This is a genomic window from Pseudactinotalea sp. Z1739 (assembly GCF_049725055.1).
Classification (GTDB): domain Bacteria; phylum Actinomycetota; class Actinomycetes; order Actinomycetales; family Beutenbergiaceae; genus CALKWS01.
The window spans coordinates 90,874-105,487 of sequence record NZ_JBMPQA010000002.1 but is presented as its reverse complement, the minus strand read 5'-3'; the positions used below and the strand labels follow the sequence as shown (position 1 = coordinate 105,487).

At 71.5% G+C, this 14,614-nt stretch carries 14 protein-coding genes; 9 read left to right on the top strand and 5 right to left on the bottom strand.

All coding sequences use genetic code 11. The features are described from left to right. Nucleotides 1-115: 115 nt before the first annotated feature. Nucleotides 116-643, top strand: a complete 528-nt coding sequence (locus ACO0LV_RS02940) for a DUF2087 domain-containing protein (RefSeq protein ID WP_424786374.1) — start codon at nucleotides 116-118, stop codon at nucleotides 641-643. A gap of 31 nt (nucleotides 644-674) precedes the next feature. Here ACO0LV_RS02940 and ACO0LV_RS02935 read toward each other — a convergent pair whose 3' ends face one another. Beyond that, nucleotides 675-1,343 carry a PLDc N-terminal domain-containing protein gene (locus ACO0LV_RS02935; protein ID WP_424786373.1) on the bottom strand — a complete coding sequence of 223 codons (669 nt, stop codon included), beginning with the start codon at nucleotides 1,341-1,343 and terminating at the stop codon, nucleotides 675-677. A 23-nt stretch (nucleotides 1,344-1,366) separates the two neighbouring features. Here ACO0LV_RS02935 and ACO0LV_RS02930 point away from each other — a divergent pair, with 23 nt between their 5' ends. Then, nucleotides 1,367-1,777, top strand: coding sequence for a DUF4229 domain-containing protein (locus ACO0LV_RS02930; protein WP_424786372.1), 411 nt, complete (start codon nucleotides 1,367-1,369; stop codon nucleotides 1,775-1,777). A gap of 65 nt (nucleotides 1,778-1,842) precedes the next feature. On the opposite strand, the gene ACO0LV_RS02925 is transcribed toward ACO0LV_RS02930, so the two are convergent. Next, nucleotides 1,843-2,718, bottom strand: coding sequence for a 1,4-dihydroxy-2-naphthoate polyprenyltransferase (locus tag ACO0LV_RS02925; protein WP_424786371.1), 876 nt, complete (start codon nucleotides 2,716-2,718; stop codon nucleotides 1,843-1,845). A gap of 164 nt (nucleotides 2,719-2,882) precedes the next feature. Further along, nucleotides 2,883-4,028 (bottom strand): o-succinylbenzoate--CoA ligase, encoded by a 1,146-nt coding sequence (gene menE, locus ACO0LV_RS02920; RefSeq protein ID WP_424786370.1) that lies wholly within the window; start codon nucleotides 4,026-4,028, stop codon nucleotides 2,883-2,885. 33 nt (nucleotides 4,029-4,061) lie between these two features. Here menE and ACO0LV_RS02915 point away from each other — a divergent pair, with 33 nt between their 5' ends. Together ACO0LV_RS02915 and ACO0LV_RS02910 are read left to right on the top strand one after the other, a co-directional pair. After that, nucleotides 4,062-5,123: a DUF3048 domain-containing protein gene (locus ACO0LV_RS02915; protein WP_424786369.1), complete on the top strand. Its 1,062-nt coding sequence runs from the start codon at nucleotides 4,062-4,064 to the stop codon at nucleotides 5,121-5,123. A 137-nt stretch (nucleotides 5,124-5,260) separates the two neighbouring features. Next, a complete protein-coding gene (locus ACO0LV_RS02910) occupies nucleotides 5,261-5,473 on the top strand; it encodes a hypothetical protein (protein WP_424786368.1) in 213 nt (70 codons plus the stop codon). A 16-nt stretch (nucleotides 5,474-5,489) separates the two neighbouring features. Here the strand turns inward: ACO0LV_RS02910 and ACO0LV_RS02905 are convergent, their stop codons facing one another. Next, nucleotides 5,490-6,452: a 1,4-dihydroxy-2-naphthoyl-CoA synthase gene (locus ACO0LV_RS02905; protein WP_424786367.1), complete on the bottom strand. Its 963-nt coding sequence runs from the start codon at nucleotides 6,450-6,452 to the stop codon at nucleotides 5,490-5,492. A 152-nt stretch (nucleotides 6,453-6,604) separates the two neighbouring features. Between ACO0LV_RS02905 and ACO0LV_RS02900 the strand changes: the two genes are divergently transcribed. From ACO0LV_RS02900 to ACO0LV_RS02885, 4 genes are all read left to right on the top strand, one after another. Then, nucleotides 6,605-7,564 carry an o-succinylbenzoate synthase gene (locus ACO0LV_RS02900; protein WP_424786366.1) on the top strand — a complete coding sequence of 320 codons (960 nt, stop codon included), beginning with the start codon at nucleotides 6,605-6,607 and terminating at the stop codon, nucleotides 7,562-7,564. Beyond that, nucleotides 7,561-9,237, top strand: coding sequence for a 2-succinyl-5-enolpyruvyl-6-hydroxy-3-cyclohexene-1-carboxylic-acid synthase (gene menD, locus ACO0LV_RS02895; protein WP_424786365.1), 1,677 nt, complete (start codon nucleotides 7,561-7,563; stop codon nucleotides 9,235-9,237). The genes ACO0LV_RS02900 and menD overlap by 4 nt, the downstream gene beginning before the upstream one ends. A gap of 59 nt (nucleotides 9,238-9,296) precedes the next feature. Further along, complete coding sequence (locus ACO0LV_RS02890; RefSeq protein ID WP_424786364.1) at nucleotides 9,297-10,688, top strand: UTP--glucose-1-phosphate uridylyltransferase; 1,392 nt, start codon at nucleotides 9,297-9,299, stop codon at nucleotides 10,686-10,688. 334 nt (nucleotides 10,689-11,022) lie between these two features. Next, nucleotides 11,023-11,928 (top strand): endonuclease domain-containing protein, encoded by a 906-nt coding sequence (locus ACO0LV_RS02885; RefSeq protein ID WP_424786363.1) that lies wholly within the window; start codon nucleotides 11,023-11,025, stop codon nucleotides 11,926-11,928. A 150-nt stretch (nucleotides 11,929-12,078) separates the two neighbouring features. On the opposite strand, the gene ACO0LV_RS02880 is transcribed toward ACO0LV_RS02885, so the two are convergent. Continuing rightward, nucleotides 12,079-13,425, bottom strand: coding sequence for an isochorismate synthase (locus ACO0LV_RS02880; RefSeq protein ID WP_424786362.1), 1,347 nt, complete (start codon nucleotides 13,423-13,425; stop codon nucleotides 12,079-12,081). A 99-nt stretch (nucleotides 13,426-13,524) separates the two neighbouring features. Between ACO0LV_RS02880 and ACO0LV_RS02875 the strand changes: the two genes are divergently transcribed. Further along, the gene (locus ACO0LV_RS02875; RefSeq protein ID WP_424786361.1) at nucleotides 13,525-14,220 is read left to right on the top strand and encodes a demethylmenaquinone methyltransferase; all 696 of its coding nucleotides are present in this window, start codon (nucleotides 13,525-13,527) and stop codon (nucleotides 14,218-14,220) included. The last annotated feature ends 394 nt before the right edge of the window (nucleotides 14,221-14,614 follow it).

The window sequence follows — 14,614 nt, the reverse complement described above, 5'->3', positions numbered from 1 at the left end:
ATCCGGGTTCGTGCATCGCCGAGCCCATCGCTCCGCGCGCCGGGTGCGCCCAGGGCGCCGGATGTGTCATGAAAATCTCGTGCCCCCGGTCAGGGACGACGACTAGCCTGCTCTGGTGGATGACAGGCATGACCACCTCGACTGGCGGCCAGTGGTGGCGGCGTTGGCCAATCCGCACAGCCGCCGGATGTTCGCTCACATCGTCCTGGGTGACGATCCCGCAGCAGCCGGTCGCGAACTGAGCCCCTCACGCAGGAGCCACGCGCTCGAGGTGCTGCGCCGCGCGGGCCTCATTCGGGCAGTCGACGGCGGCTACATCGAGCAGAGCGACGTCTTCGGGCGGCTGCTGGCCGCAGCGCCCGGGCCGGAGCGCCCCAAGGGCGTGGAGCGCTTCCTCACCGGGGCGGGAAAGATCGATCGGTATCCCTCGGACGCCCAGGAGCGCCGGGAACTGCTGGAACTCCTCGCGCGGCGCGCCGTCGAAGAGGGAGAAGTCGTACCCGAAGCCGTCCTCAACGACCGGCTCAGCGCGTTCAGCGACGACACCGCGACGCTCCGGCGCTACCTGGTGGACCTTGAGATTCTCGAGCGCACCCCATCCGGCTCGGAGTACGCCCGAGTCGTAGGCAACCGTGCGGGTTGAACCGGAACTGCGCCGAGCCGGGTGAGGCGCCTCAGCGGCGCCCGTTCTCGTCCTCCTCGGGATGGCGTTTCTCCGCCCTGCTCCCGGAGCGCCCGTCCCGCTCGGGGGTCTCGTCCTCATCCGCCGGGCCGGGGTCGTCGTCCTGACCATCACCGGATCCGCTGCGGTCGTGGTCGCCGCCGGCCGGGTGATCCTCGCCGAGCAGGTCCGGCACCTGGAACTCCTCGGGAACATACAACGGTTCGTCGTCGCCGCCGGCCCCGGAAGACACCGGCCGGTCAGCCCCGGGCGTGCTACCACCCGCGCCGCGATCGCCGTCGGCCGCTCCTGGCTCATCGGTCGGCTCCGGGTCCGGGGTCCCGGAGTCCGCGGGCCGGGGAGGCGCAGCGTCGCGTCGCTGCTGGGCCCGGCGCCGGTCCCGTTCCAGGCGGAACAAGAAGTCCGGGTCATCGTCGGGCGCGAGCGGACCCCGGGGGCGGCGTTGCGGGCCCGAGGAGGGACCGTCGTCGTACTTCCGTCGCATCACCGCGGACACGATCAGCCAGGTCAGGGCACCGGCAAAGGGCAACAGGATGATGATGGCCACCCAGAACCAGTGCGGCAGCCCGAGCCGGATCCGGCTGTCCTGGGTACGCACAGAGTCGATGACGGCGTACGTCATCATCCCGATAGTGATCAGACCGAGGAGTACGTAACGCATTCAAAGAGCCTACGCTGGGAATCATGCCGCTGCTCACTTACACGTTGCTCCGCGTCGCCCTGGTGGTGGGCGCCGGGGCGCTGCTCTATGTGCTGGGTGTGCGGAGCTGGCTGTTGGTGGTCCTCGCGGTGCTCATCGGTGCCGGGCTCTCCTATGTGCTGCTGGCCGGGCCGCGGCAGGAAGCGGCCGACGACCTGGAACGGCGCACCGGTGGGCGCCCCACCAATCTGGAGAAGTCGTTGGCCCGCGACGGTGACGACGAGGACGCCCAGTTCGACGCCCTGGGGCAGGACTACGCCTCCGTGGTCGAGGGCGAGGAGGCGGAGGCGGATGCCGCCCCGCAGGATGCTGAGCACACCGATCGAGGCGCCGCCGAGCACGGCGGTGCCCCTACCGGGGACGACACCGACGGTCCGGCCTCTCCCCGCGTGTGACCGGGCTCGGACGCGGGGGAGCGGGGCTCGGATGTGATGAGCGCACAGATGTGACCAAGACCACGTCAGGCCAGCGTCAACACCCCGCCGAGGAGCAGACCCATGCCCAGCACCACGAAGCCGCTGTCGCGCAGCGTGAGGATCAACGCACCTGTCTGCGCCCCGCGCACCACCCGGCGGGACAGCGCCACCGCCGGCCCTGCCAATACGGTCACCAGCAGCGCCCACGGCTCCCAGAGGGCCACCGTCACGCCGGAGAGCACACCCAGTGCCATCATCGCGGCGTAGGCACGCCGTGCCCACACCTGGCCCAGGCGCACCGCCAGGGTGCGTTTGCCGGCCGGGGCGTCGGTGCCGATGTCCCGGATGTTGTTCACCATCAGGATCGCGCAACTGAGCAGGCCCACCGCGAACGCACCCAGCACGGCGGGGGCGTTGATCGCCCCGGCCTGTGTGTAGGTGGTGCCGAGCGTGGCCACCAGACCGAAGAACACCAGCACGGCCACCTCGCCCAGCCCGGCGTAACCGTAGGGGGAGGAGCCGCCGGTGTAGTACCAGGCCGCGAGTACGGCTACCGCTCCCACCCCGATCAACCACCAGGCTCCGGCCAGCGCGCACAGCACCAGGCCCAGGACCGCGGCCACCGCGAAGGAGGCGAATGCGGCCCGCTTGACCGTGGCCGGTCGAACGGCCCCGGTGGCGGTCAGTCGCATCGGTCCCACCCGCTGGTCGTCGGTGCCGCGGACGCCGTCAGAGTAGTCGTTGGAGAAGTTCACCCCGATCTGCAGGGCCAGGGCCACGCCGGTGGCGAGCAGCGCACGGGGCACCGAGGCCGCGCCGGCCCAGGCGGCGGCCCCGGTCCCGATCAGCACCGGGGCGATCGCTGCCGGCAGGGTCCGGACCCTGGCGCCGTGCACCCACGCTGCGAGTGTGGTGGCCATGGTTCTCCGTTCCGACTGACGCGGCGCGACGCGTCGCGGCGAGGCTGGCTGGCGCAAGAGCGTGCGTTCCGAGCGATCCGATCGGCGGGATCGGATCTGCCGGGCGCTCCTGAGCAGCGGGACCGATCGAGGATACCCCCGCCCCTCCGGTGCACCCGGCCGTCTCAGTCGGGGTGGCGCTGCCCCGCGCCGCGGGCCAGGGCCGCGGCGGCCCCGCGGGCCACCGCTCGCCGGTCCACCTTGCCCGGTCCGCGCAGGGGCACCTCATCCAGCGCCACGGCCGCTCGCGGCACCTGCGGCCCGGACCCGAGTTCGGCGGCCACCACCGAGCGGATCTCGGCCAGATCAGGTGCCTGCGGGCCGGGGCCGTGCAGCACCGCGGTCACCAGCTGCCCCCACTGCGGGTCATCCACCCCGACGACGGCCACCTCGGTGCCGTGGGCCCAGGTGCTCAGCACCCGCTCGATGGGCCCGGGGTGGACATTCACCCCGCCGGTGACGATCACCTCATCCAGACGGCCCAGGACCCGCAACCGGCCCTCGGTGAGGGTTCCGGCGTCCGGGGTGCGCAGCCACCGCACCCCTCCGGCGAGCACGAACGGATCGTCCTGTCCCGGTTCCTCGCCCAGGTACCCGGTGGCCAGGACGGGCCCGGCGATCAGCACCCGCCCCTCCTCGATCCGTACCTGCACCCCGTTCAACGGCACCCCGTCATAGACGCACCCACCGCTGGTCTCGGTCATGCCGTAGGTGCGCACCACACGGATCCCGGCGCCAGTGGCCTCGCGGAGCAGGGCCGGCGGTAGCGCGGCCCCGCCCACCAGGATCGCACTGCAGGTGGCCAGCGCGGCTCTGACCTGCGGCCCGGCCGTCATCGCGCGGTGCAACTGGGTGGGCACCAGGGACAGGTAGCGCGGCACGTCAGCGCGCATCGAGTCGATCGCCCGCGCCAGCGCATGGGGGTCGAAGTGTCCCGGCGCCAGCACCACCGGATCGTGCCCGGCCAGGATCGAGCGGACCAGCACCTGCAGGCCGGCGATGTGTGCACCCGGCACCGCCAGCAGCCACTGCCCCGGGCCGCCCAGTCGCTCGTGGGTGGCCGTGGCCGAATGCCGCAGCGCCGCCGCCGCCAGGGCCACCGCCCGTCCGGTCCCGGTGGTGCTGCCCGAGGTGCGCACCACCACCGCGGTGCCCGGTGGAGCCGGCGCCGGGCGCGCGGCGCCGGTCAGGTCCAACCGCACCGGCTCCCCGCCGGCCAGGGCGGTGCGCAGCCGGGCCAGCAGGCTCATCGCGGTGCCCGGGTTCGTCATGACGATAAGGGTAGTTCGCCTAGAGTGGGCCGGGTGAGGTTGAGGTTCCGGGCGTCCCGCAGCGCCGTCGTCGTGCTCGCCGCCGCAGCGATCGGCCTGGCCGGGTGTGCCGGGTCCGAGCCGGAGCCGCTCGAGCCCGAGGTCGTCACCGAAACCCCCGAGCAGTCGGTGGACAAGACACACGCCCCCGACCCGCAGATCGAGGAGGCCTGGCCACTGACCGGGGTCGCCGGTGAGGTCGCCGCCCGGGACGTGATGTCGGTGAAGGTGGAGAACTCGGTGGCCGCCCGGCCGCAGACGGGCCTGCAGAGCGCCGACATCGTGTGGGAGGAGATGATCGAGGGCGGGGAGACCCGGTTACTGGCGGTGTACCACTCCACGGTGCCGGAGACCATCGGCCCGATCCGCTCCCTGCGCCCGATGGACATCCCGCTGGCCACCCCGTTCGGGGGGCAGCTGATCTTCTCCGGTGCCCAGCGCGCGTTCCTCGACGCCGCGCACGCCTCCCCGCTGCAGATCCTGACCAACGATGCCGGTGCGGCCGGCTTCTACAGGTCCGCGGACCGGCGTGCCCCCCACAACGTCTACGGCAACACCGCCGACTTCATCGCCCAGGGCTCGGGGGACGAGGACGTGGAGGCAGCGTTCTCCTATGCCCCCGAACCCGAGTTCGCCACCGCCGTGGCCGAGGGCGAGCCCACCGGGTCGCTGCAGTTGAGTTTCCCGAACACCTCACCGAGTTGGACCTGGGCCACCGATGCCGATGCCTGGCTTCGCAGTGAGGCCGGGGCCGATGCGATGACCACCGACGAGGGCAGGGTGTCCGCGGTGAACGTGCTGGTGCTGCGGGTGGAGGTGCGCACCACCTCCTACACCGACCCCTCCGGCTCCCCGGTGCCCGAGTCCGTTGTGACCGGTTCGGGCGAGGCGATCATCGCCACCGGCGGGCACACCGTCAGCGGCACCTGGAGCAAGGACGCCGACGATGCCCATGTCCAACTGCGCACCGAGGATGGCGATGAGGTGCTGCTCGCCGCGGGTAACACCTGGGTGGAACTGCTGCCCGTCTCGGGCTCCTCGGTCTCCCTGAACTGACGGTGCCGCTGCGGCTTCGGCCCCGCCGGACTGCGACCAGGGTCTGACCCGGCGCACCCCCGTAGGTGGAACCCGGCACCCCGGCTCGATCCCGTCGGGGGACGCGGCGGGAGGCTGCCGCGGCGCACGATCGGGGTATGACCACTCCTACCCCACCACAGCAGAGCACCGCGCATGGAATCGCCATCCCGCCCGGCCGGGCAACCCTGGGTCGGGCCGGCCGCGACTCGCTGCGGCACGACCTGGTGCCGGCCGCGGTGGCCATGCTGATCGTGGTCGTGGTGGTGAGTGCGATCGGGATGGGACTGACCGCGCTGATCACCGGGGTGGCAGGCTTCTTCGGCGGATGAGTCCGTCGTTGCGGACTCAGTAGTAGTACGGGAAGGCGGACCAATCCGGCTCGCGGCGCTGCAGGAACGCATCGCGTCCCTCGACGGCCTCATCGGTCATGTACGCCAAGCGCGTCGCTTCCCCGGCGAACACCTGTTGCCCGGCCAGGCCGTCGTCGGCGAGGTTGAAGGCGAACTTCAGCATCCGGATCGCCTGCGGGGACTTGGTGGCGATGATCCGGGCGTACTCCAGTGCCCGGTCCTCCAGTTCGGCGTGCGGGACCGCCTCGTTGATCGCTCCCCAGGACTCGGCCTGCGCGGCGGAGTACTCCCGGGCCAGGAAGAAGATCTCCCGGGCCCGTTTGTCCCCGACCTGGCGGGCCAGCAGCGCCGAACCGTACCCGCCGTCGAAGGAGCCGACGTTGGCATCGGTCTGCATGAACTTGGCGTGCTCCGCCGAGGCGATGGTCAGGTCCGCCACCACGTGCAGGCTGTGCCCGCCGCCGGCGGCCCACCCCGGGACGACGGCGATGATCACCTTGGGCATGGTGCGCATCAGTCGCTGCACCTCCAGGATGTGCAGCCGGCCGGCCCGGGCCGGATCCACGGTCTCCGCGCCCGCGCCGTCGGCGTAGCGATAGCCGTCCCGGCCTCGGATGCGCTGGTCCCCGCCGGAGCAGAACGCCCAGCCGCCGTCGGAGGGGCTGGGTCCGTTCCCGGTCAGGAGCACGGCGGCCACGTCCGGGCTCATCCGGGCGTGGTCCAGGGCGCGGTAGAGCTCATCGACGGTGTGCGGGCGGAAGGCGTTGCGCACTTCCGGCCGGTCGAACGCGATGCGCACCACGGGCAGCTCCGCGGTGTGCTCGCCGCTGCGGTCCACGCCCCGGTGGTAGGTGATGTCGGTGAAATCCATCCCCGGCACCTCGCGCCAGCGGGCGGGGTCGAAGGTCTGGGAGACCTGGCGGGGCAGTTCGGCACTGGCACGGGGCTGATCGTTCACGCCGTCCACCCTACGGCGCCCCGCGTCATCCTGCGGCGGCGCGCGCCCCCCGGACCGTCAGCACCGGCGTACGTCTGATCGGGCCCTGCCGATGCCTGCCCGGCGAGCGGGCTCGGGGGAGCGGGTACGCACGGCGGGCCTATCCTGGCCAGGTGCCTACGCCGTCGCCCTTCACCTACTCCGTGGGCCTGCGAACCCGTTTCCGCGGTCTGACTGTTCGAGACGGCGTGCTGCTGCGCGGCGAGGCGGGGTGGGCGGAGTTCTCCCCGTTCTGGGACTACGACGACGACGAGGCCCGTACGTGGTGGCGCGCCGCCCGCGCCAGTGCCGACGACCCGTGGCCGGAGCCACGGCGGCACTGGATCCCGATCAACGTGACCGTGCCTGCGGTCGGCCCCGAACGCGCCGCTCAGATCGTGCGCGAGGGCGGGGGGTGCCGCACCGCGAAGGTGAAGGTGGCCGAGCCCGGCCAGGGGGTGGAAGCCGAGCAGGCCCGGCTGGAGGCGGTCCGCGACGCCCTGGGCCCCACCGGGCGGATCCGCATCGACGCCAACGGCGCCTGGGACGTGCCCACCGCACTGGACCGGCTACGACTGCTGGATCGGGCCGCCGGGGGGCTGGAGTACGTTGAGCAGCCCTGTGCCACCGTGCCCGACCTGGCCACGGTGCGCCGACGCAGCAACGTCCCGGTGGCGGCCGATGAGTCGATCCGCCGGGCCGCGGACCCGATGCAGGTGGCCCGGGCCGGCGCCGCCGATGTGGTGGTGCTCAAGGTGCAGCCCCTCGGCGGCGTGAGCGCGGCGCTGCGCATCGCGGAGGACGTGGGCCTGCCGGTGGTGGTCTCCTCGGCATTGGAGACCTCGGTCGGAATCGCGGCCGGGCTGGCGCTCGCGGCCGCCCTACCGGACCTGCCCTACGCCTGCGGTCTGGGCACGGTGAACCTGTTCACCGAGGATGTGGCGGCCCGGCCGCTGATCCCCACTGACGGGGTGCTGCCCGTGGGCCGGGTGGAACCGGATCCGGACCGTCTGGCACGTTGCGGCGCCGATGAGCCGACAAGGCGCCGGTGGCAGGGGAGAATGGCGGCCATGGACGAATCGGCACCGGAGTGAACCTACCCGACCATCCAGCGGCGCTGACCGCCCGGGAGATCGTACGCGCCCTGGTCGCGGCCGGGGTGGATGAGGTGGTCCTGGCGCCCGGTTCGCGCAGCGCCCCGCTGGCGTATGCCCTGCACAGTGCCGAGGCGGCCGGCTGGTTGAACATGACCGTCTGCGTCGATGAGCGCAGTGCCGCCTTCGTGGCCGTGGGCATCGCCCGGCACCGTCCCGTCGCGGTGGTGACCACGTCCGGCACGGCGGTGGCGAACCTGCACCCGGCGGTATTGGAGGCCTCCCACGCAGGGTTGCCGCTGGTGGTCCTCAGCGCCGACAGGCCGCATGAGTTGCGCGGCGTGGGAGCGAACCAGACCACGAACCAGGTGGGCATCTTCGCCACGGCGGTGCGCTGGCAGGGGGAGATCCCGGCGGCGGACACCGCGACCTCGGCGGTCGTGGGCGTGAACGTCGCGGTGCTGCGTGCGGTCACCGCCGCGCGCGGCTCACGAAGCGCCCATCCCGGGCCGGTCCACCTGAACGTGGCGTTCCGCGACCCACTCGTTCCGGCCGCGGTGTGGGAGCCGGAAGACCGGCCGGTGGATCAGGTGGTCTCCACCGGTGACGGCACCGAGGTGATGCCGACCCTGCTGCCCCGTGGGCCCCGCACCGTGATCGTGGCCGGGGACGGCGCGGGCGCGGCGGCGGTGGAACTGGCGCGGGCCGGGGGTTGGCCGGTGCTGGCCGAACCCACCTCCGGGGCCCGGTCCGCGGCGCAGGCCGTAGCCGCACCCGCTGTGCTCGCTGAGATCCTGGGCGATGAGGTCCAGCGGGTGGTGGTGCTGGGACGGCCCACGCTGAGCCGGCAGGTCAGCGCCCTGCTGGCGCGCCGGGAGGTGGAGGTCGTGGTGGCCGCACCCGGGCCGGACTGGGTGGATGTGGCCGGCTCGGCCGCGCTGGTCACCCGGGCCGTGACGGTGCTGGATGAGCCGGAGGCGAGCGAGGTCGCCTGGTTGGACCGGTGGCTCCGCGCCTCCGACCAGGCGCACCAGGTGCTGGAGACCCTGGCTGCCGAGCGCCTCGGCGGCCCGCAGGTGGCGAGGGCTCTGCTCGGTCCGCGCAACACGGCCGGCACCGTGGTGCTGGGGTCCTCGATGTCGGTGCGCGATGCTGATCTGGCCGCCGGCGTGGGGGCTGGATTCACCCGCGTTCCGGTGCTCGCCAACCGGGGGCTGAGCGGGATCGACGGCACGATCTCCACCGCGACGGGCGTGGCGGTGGCCACCGGTGAACCGGTGCGCGCGCTGATCGGTGACCTGAGCTTCCAGCACGATGTGGGCGGCTTGGCCCGGGGCCGGCTGGAACGGGAGGTGAACGCGCAGGTGATCGTGCTCAACGACGACGGCGGGTCGATCTTCGCCACCCTCGAGCACGGTCGTCCCGAGCTCGCCGAGATCTATCCCAGGGTGTTCGGCACCCCGCAGGGACTGGACATCGAGGCCCTCGCCCGCGGGTTCGGCGCTGCGTATCGCAGCGTGGAGGATGCCGGGGAGCTGGCGGCGGTGCTGGCCGAGCCGGTGCGCGGGCGCTCGGTGGTGGAGGTCAGGCTCGACGGTGCCGCGGCACGCGAGCGGGCCCTGGACCTGCAGGCCCGGATCCGGGACCACGTGGTGGGCGCCGGCGACGGTTGAGGTCACCGGGCCGGTGGTCGCGGAATGCCGCTTCGTCCTCGACCAGTACCGTTGGATCCATGAGTCTCGAGGATGCCCAGCAGAAGATGCGCGACGCCGGCGTGCACGATCGCGCAATCGATGTCTTCACGCACTACTACGGCGAACTGGCCTCCGGTTCGACCGGCATGATCGCCGAGGCCGACATCGCACCCCTGACCGACGTGCCCCGGATTGATTCGGTCGAGGTCGCCGCCGAACCGGCCCGCGACGCGCTCGCGCACACGGCGATGATCAAGTTGAACGGCGGGCTCGGCACCTCGATGGGCATGGACCGGGCCAAGTCGCTGCTGCCGGTGCGTCCGAAGATGAGCTTTCTGGACGTGATCGTGGGACAGGTTCGCCACGCCCGGAAGCGCTACGACGTGCCGCTGCCGCTGTTGTTCATGAACTCCTTCCGCACCCGGGCCGACACCCTCGCGGCGCTCGCGGCCTACCCGGACCTGGAGGTTGGGGATCTGGGCCTGGACTTCCTGCAGAACCAGGAGCCGAAACTGCTGGTGGAGGACCTGTCCCCGGTGAGCTGGCCGGCCGATCCTGCTCTGGAGTGGTGCCCGCCCGGGCACGGAGACCTGTACACCGCCCTGGAGGTCTCCGGAACACTCGAACGCCTGCTCGCTGCCGGGTTCCGATACGCGGCGATCTCCAACTCCGACAACCTCGGCTCGGCGCCTGATGCCCGCATCGCGGGCTGGTTCGCCGCTTCCGGGGCCCCGTACGCCGCCGAGGTGTGCCGGCGCACGCCGGCCGACGTCAAGGGTGGTTACCTGGTGCGCCGGCGCAGTGACGACCGGTTGGTGCTGCGCGAGACGGCGCAGACGCGTGAGGAGGACCTGGCCGAGGCGATGGACATCGGCAAGCACGCCTACTTCCACACCAACAACCTCTGGTTCGACCTGCGGGTGCTGCAGCGCACGCTGACCGAGCGTCAGGGGGTGCTCGGTCTCCCGCTGATCCGCAACCTCAAGACAGTTGACCCCACGGACAAGACCTCGCCGCGGGTGTACCAGATCGAAACGGCGATGGGTGCGGCGGTGCAGGTGTTCGAGGGCGCCCGATCCATCGAGGTCGAGCGCAGCCGGTTCCGTCCGGTCAAGACCACCAACGATCTGCTCGTGCTCCGCTCCGACACCTACGAGTTGGGCGAGGACTTCGTCCTCACCGACCGTGCCGAGACCCCACTGGTGAATCTCGACGAGGAGTACTACAAGAAGATCGCCGACTTCGATGCGCGCATTCCTGATGCGCCCTCCCTGGTCGGTGCCGAGGCCCTGACCGTGACCGGGGACTGGACGTTCGAACCGGACGTGACCGTGCGCGGGCGGGTGCACCTGCGCGGTGATGCCGAACCACGCACCATCCCCTCCGGCACGGTGTACGACGACGTGGACCTGGACGCCACCGCGGACTGACGCCCGCGGCTCACCCCCGCCCGCCCCGCCGCTCCCGCTCCCGCTCCCGCTCCCGGCCCCGCCGCTCCCACTCCCGCGCCGGCCCCGCCGCTCCCACTCCCGCCGCTCCCGCGCCGGCCCCGCCGCGCCGGAACCATCCAATTGGATGATTCGGGCGCGATTGGCCGGTTGGGCCCCGCCCGAACCAACCAATTGAACCCTTCGGGCGAATTGGTCGAGCGTGGTAGGTGGGCAGGGGCAGGTGGCTGGTGCCGACCCGGCACCTGGTGAGCGGAGCGGTCGCGGCTGTGGATAAGTCCGGGGTCGCGCGTCCGCGGTCTGCCAGGGTCGTGTCATGGCCAGCCTCGACCGGACACGTCCGTTCACGGTCCGCCAGGCCCTGGCGGCAGGGGTCACGCCTGCGAGTCTGAAGAACCCGCGCCACTACCGGAGGCTGTTCCGGGGTGTGTATGTCGGCGCAGAGGCGAACGTGGACCTGCAGACTCGCGCTCGCGCCGCGCTCCTGTTGCACCCATCCGGAGCGGTCGCCTCGCACACCACGGCAGCCGCGTTGCAGCGGATCCCGGTGCCGATCGACGCCGATGTCCATGTGACTGTCCTCAAGGAGTCGCATCGGCGCCGTCGCCCGGGCTTGCACAGCCACCTCCGGACGGAAGCGCGCGGACGCGTCGTCGACGGTGTCCCATGTTCCTGGGGTGCCCAACTGTTCACCGAACTCGCCCAGAAACTGCAACTCGTCGACCTGGTGATCGCAGGCGATGCCATGGTCAGGATCGAACGTGTTGCGCCGTCAGTCTTGGTGCCGGCAACCGGTCCGGGCCTGGGGCGGGCCCGCCGTGCGGCAGCCCTGGTGCGTTCCGGGGTGGAGTCCCCGATGGAGACCAGAGTGCGGTTGCTCCTGATCTGGGCCGGCTTTCCGGAGCCGATGATCAATCTGGCACTCAGGCACAGTGCAGGCACCTACCGTCCCGACCTGTGCTGGCCGGACCTCCGACTGGCCGTGGAGTACGACGGGCAGCACCACCGCACCGATCTCGACCAGTGGGAGTCCGACATCCGCCGGCGGGAATGGTTTCAGAGTCAGGGTTGGACGATCCTGACCCTGATTTCGCGGGATGTGTTCCGGCAGCAACAGGAGACGATCCATCGGGTCCACGAGGCGTGGAAAGCGTGCGGCGGCGCGCCCTTCGCGCTCCAGGCGCACTGGCAGGTGCCTTTCGGGCTGGCTGCCGTCGCCTGAACACCGCCGAAACCATCCAATTGGTGCGCTTCAGCGAGGTCAGAGGTCGCAGCCCCGCCGGAATTGTCCAATTGGATGGTTAGGGCGCGTGGGGCTGGGGGTGAGGGGGCGGACGGGACGGATCAGTGCGGGCAGGGCGAACCGCGCGGGTCAGATCCGCAGCGCTGCGCGCATCGGGGCCAGCTTCGCCTCCGCCTCGCCCAGTTCCGCCACCGGGTCGGACGCCGCGACGATGCCGCAGCCGGCAAACAACCGCAACTCCCGCCCGGACGGCTCCACCTGCGCACACCGCAGCGCGATCCCCCACTCGCCGTCGCCGTCGGCGCCGATCCATCCGACCGGGCCGGCATAGCGACCCCGGTCCATCTGCTCGTGCTCGGCGATCATCTCGGCGGCTTCGGGCGTCGGGGTGCCGCACACCGCGGCTGTGGGGTGCAGGCGCGCGGCGAGATCGAGAGAACTGAGGTCGGCGTGCTCGGTGGCCAGGACCGCAGTGACGTCGGTGGCCAGGTGCATCACGTTCGGAAGGTGCAGGACGAACGGCGCGTCCTGGGCATTGGTGGAGGCAGCCACCGGGCGCAGGGAGTCCATCAGCGACTGCACCGCGAACTCGTGCTCCTCCAGGTCTTTGGAGGAGCGGGCCAGGGACGCCGCATGGGTCAGATCCGCCTCATCATCCCCGGTGCGCGGGATCGTGCCGGCCAGTACCCGGGACGAGACCAGGCCACGCTCACGGCGGACCAGCAACTCCGGGGTCGCCCCGATCAGACCGTCGACGGCGAAGGTCCAGGTAGTGGGATAGGCGTGCGCCAGTTGTGTCAGCACCGGGCGGATGTCCAACTCCTCGGCGACCTGGACGTGCTCCTCCCGAGCCATCACCACCTTGGCCACCTCCCCACCGCGGATCCGGGCGATCACGCGCTCGACCTGTTCCACCCACTCATCGGGGTCCAGCGCGCCGGGCAGGATCTGGACACCCCGGTGCGGTCGCAACGGACTGACCTGCTCGCGCAACTGCGCCAGCGTCGGAGCCGGGCCGAGCGGGGGCAGCGAGGGCTCCTCATCCACCGGGTCCACCGGGCTCACCGTGGTGATCCAGGTGCGCCCGTCCCGCGAACCCAGCACCACCTCCGGAACCAGCAGCACGCTCGGGGCGCTGGTGGCGGGCGCGAACGTGAACGCCCCGAACGCCACCGGCCCGCTACCGGGCAGGCCCACCTCATCACGGACCACCAGGTGCTCGGTGAACTCGCGCCAGGCGCCCATCGCGTCGGCGAACCGGTCCGGCCCACTGGAGGTGAATCGGGCAACCTGCCCCCAGCCCACCAGACCCGCACCGCGCCGCAACCACAGGTGCGCGGCGTCGGCGCGGGGGCGGGGCAACAGCCCGATCAGATCCCCGTCCGACAGCGTCTCACCGCCGGTGTCGAGTTCACGGGTGCGGACCAACAGCGATGGGGAACCCTTGGAAGCGGGCTGCGGAACGGAGGCGGACATCCCGGTCACCTTAATGTGCCCGGCCATGATTCAGCGCATCGGAGCAGATCGCCCTCCGGGCGTTCCCCGCGCGGCCCGGAGTGCGCGAGGATGGTCCCCATGTCACGCGCATCCCTGGCCAAGGACCCACGCGACGTTGCAGGAATGTTCGACGGCGTCGCACGCAACTACGACCTGACCAACGACGTGTTGTCGATGGGGATGGACCGGTTGTGGCGCCGCTCCACGTTCCGGGCGGTCGGCGCCGGACCGGGTCAGCGGGTGCTCGACCTGGCCGCCGGCACCGGCACCTCCAGCGAGGACTACGCCGACGCCGGGATCGACGTGGTCTCCTGCGACTTCTCGCCCGGCATGGTCGCCGTAGGAAAGGCCCGCCGCCCGGATCTGGCGTTCGTGGTGGCCGACGCCCTCCAGTTGCCCTTCGTTGATGCCAGTTTCGATGCGGTGACGATCTCGTTCGCGCTGCGCAACCTCGTGGACCCGGTGGCCGGCATGCGGGAGATGGCCCGCGTGACCCGGCCCGGCGGGCGGCTGGTGGTGTGCGAGTTCTCCACCCCGCCCAATGTGGCCTGGCGGGGCCTCTACGGGTTCTACCGCGATCAGGTGCTCCCCCGGATGGCGCAGGTGGTGGGCTCCAACAGCGAGGCGTATGAGTACCTCTCGGAGTCGATCGCGGACTGGCCCGACCAGGACGCGCTGGCCGTGCTGATGCACCAGGCAGGGTGGCGCAGTGTGGCCTACCGCAACCTGTCCGGTGGGATCGTGGCCCTGCATCGGGCGACCAAGCCGGTATAGCAACGAGCATGCGGCCCGGGCGCTGGTGATGTCTGTCACAGGGGGTGGCGGCAGGTGGGGCCGGCCGACGACGACGCCGGCCCGGCCGGGCCGGGCGCGCGGCCTGCGGCGGGGCTCGGCGGACAGTGGGAACGCGCATAACCGCTTGCCGGTGACGGTTGAGACCGCCTCGTCCAAATGGCGACAAGCACCATGAATTAAGCAAGCCGCCCGTCATAGAAATTAGCGGATTTGCACCGCATTCCGGCGCAGGGCAGGCTTGCGATTACCGACCGCCCCGGGCGGGGTAGCCTACCTGTGGGAGCGATCCGCGAACGCGCGGCACTAGTTTGGACAAGGACGAGGAAGAGTCCCGGAACCGACCGGGAGCCATCGCAACCCCACCCCGAACCCC

Bases quoted from the DNA above. Each gene is read 5' to 3' on its own strand.
- ACO0LV_RS02925 (WP_424786371.1), bottom strand. From the start codon at position 2,718: ATGGCCACCACACTCGCAGCGTGGGTGCACGGCGCCAGGGTCCGGACC.
- ACO0LV_RS02885 (WP_424786363.1), top strand. From the start codon at position 11,023: ATGGCCAGCCTCGACCGGACACGTCCGTTCACGGTCCGCCAGGCCCTG.
- ACO0LV_RS02935 (WP_424786373.1), bottom strand. From the start codon at position 1,343: ATGCGTTACGTACTCCTCGGTCTGATCACTATCGGGATGATGACGTAC.
- ACO0LV_RS02880 (WP_424786362.1), bottom strand. From the start codon at position 13,425: ATGTCCGCCTCCGTTCCGCAGCCCGCTTCCAAGGGTTCCCCATCGCTG.
- ACO0LV_RS02930 (WP_424786372.1), top strand. From the start codon at position 1,367: ATGCCGCTGCTCACTTACACGTTGCTCCGCGTCGCCCTGGTGGTGGGC.
- ACO0LV_RS02875 (WP_424786361.1), top strand. From the start codon at position 13,525: ATGTCACGCGCATCCCTGGCCAAGGACCCACGCGACGTTGCAGGAATG.
- menE (WP_424786370.1), bottom strand. From the start codon at position 4,028: ATGACGAACCCGGGCACCGCGATGAGCCTGCTGGCCCGGCTGCGCACC.
- ACO0LV_RS02890 (WP_424786364.1), top strand. From the start codon at position 9,297: ATGAGTCTCGAGGATGCCCAGCAGAAGATGCGCGACGCCGGCGTGCAC.
- ACO0LV_RS02910 (WP_424786368.1), top strand. From the start codon at position 5,261: ATGACCACTCCTACCCCACCACAGCAGAGCACCGCGCATGGAATCGCC.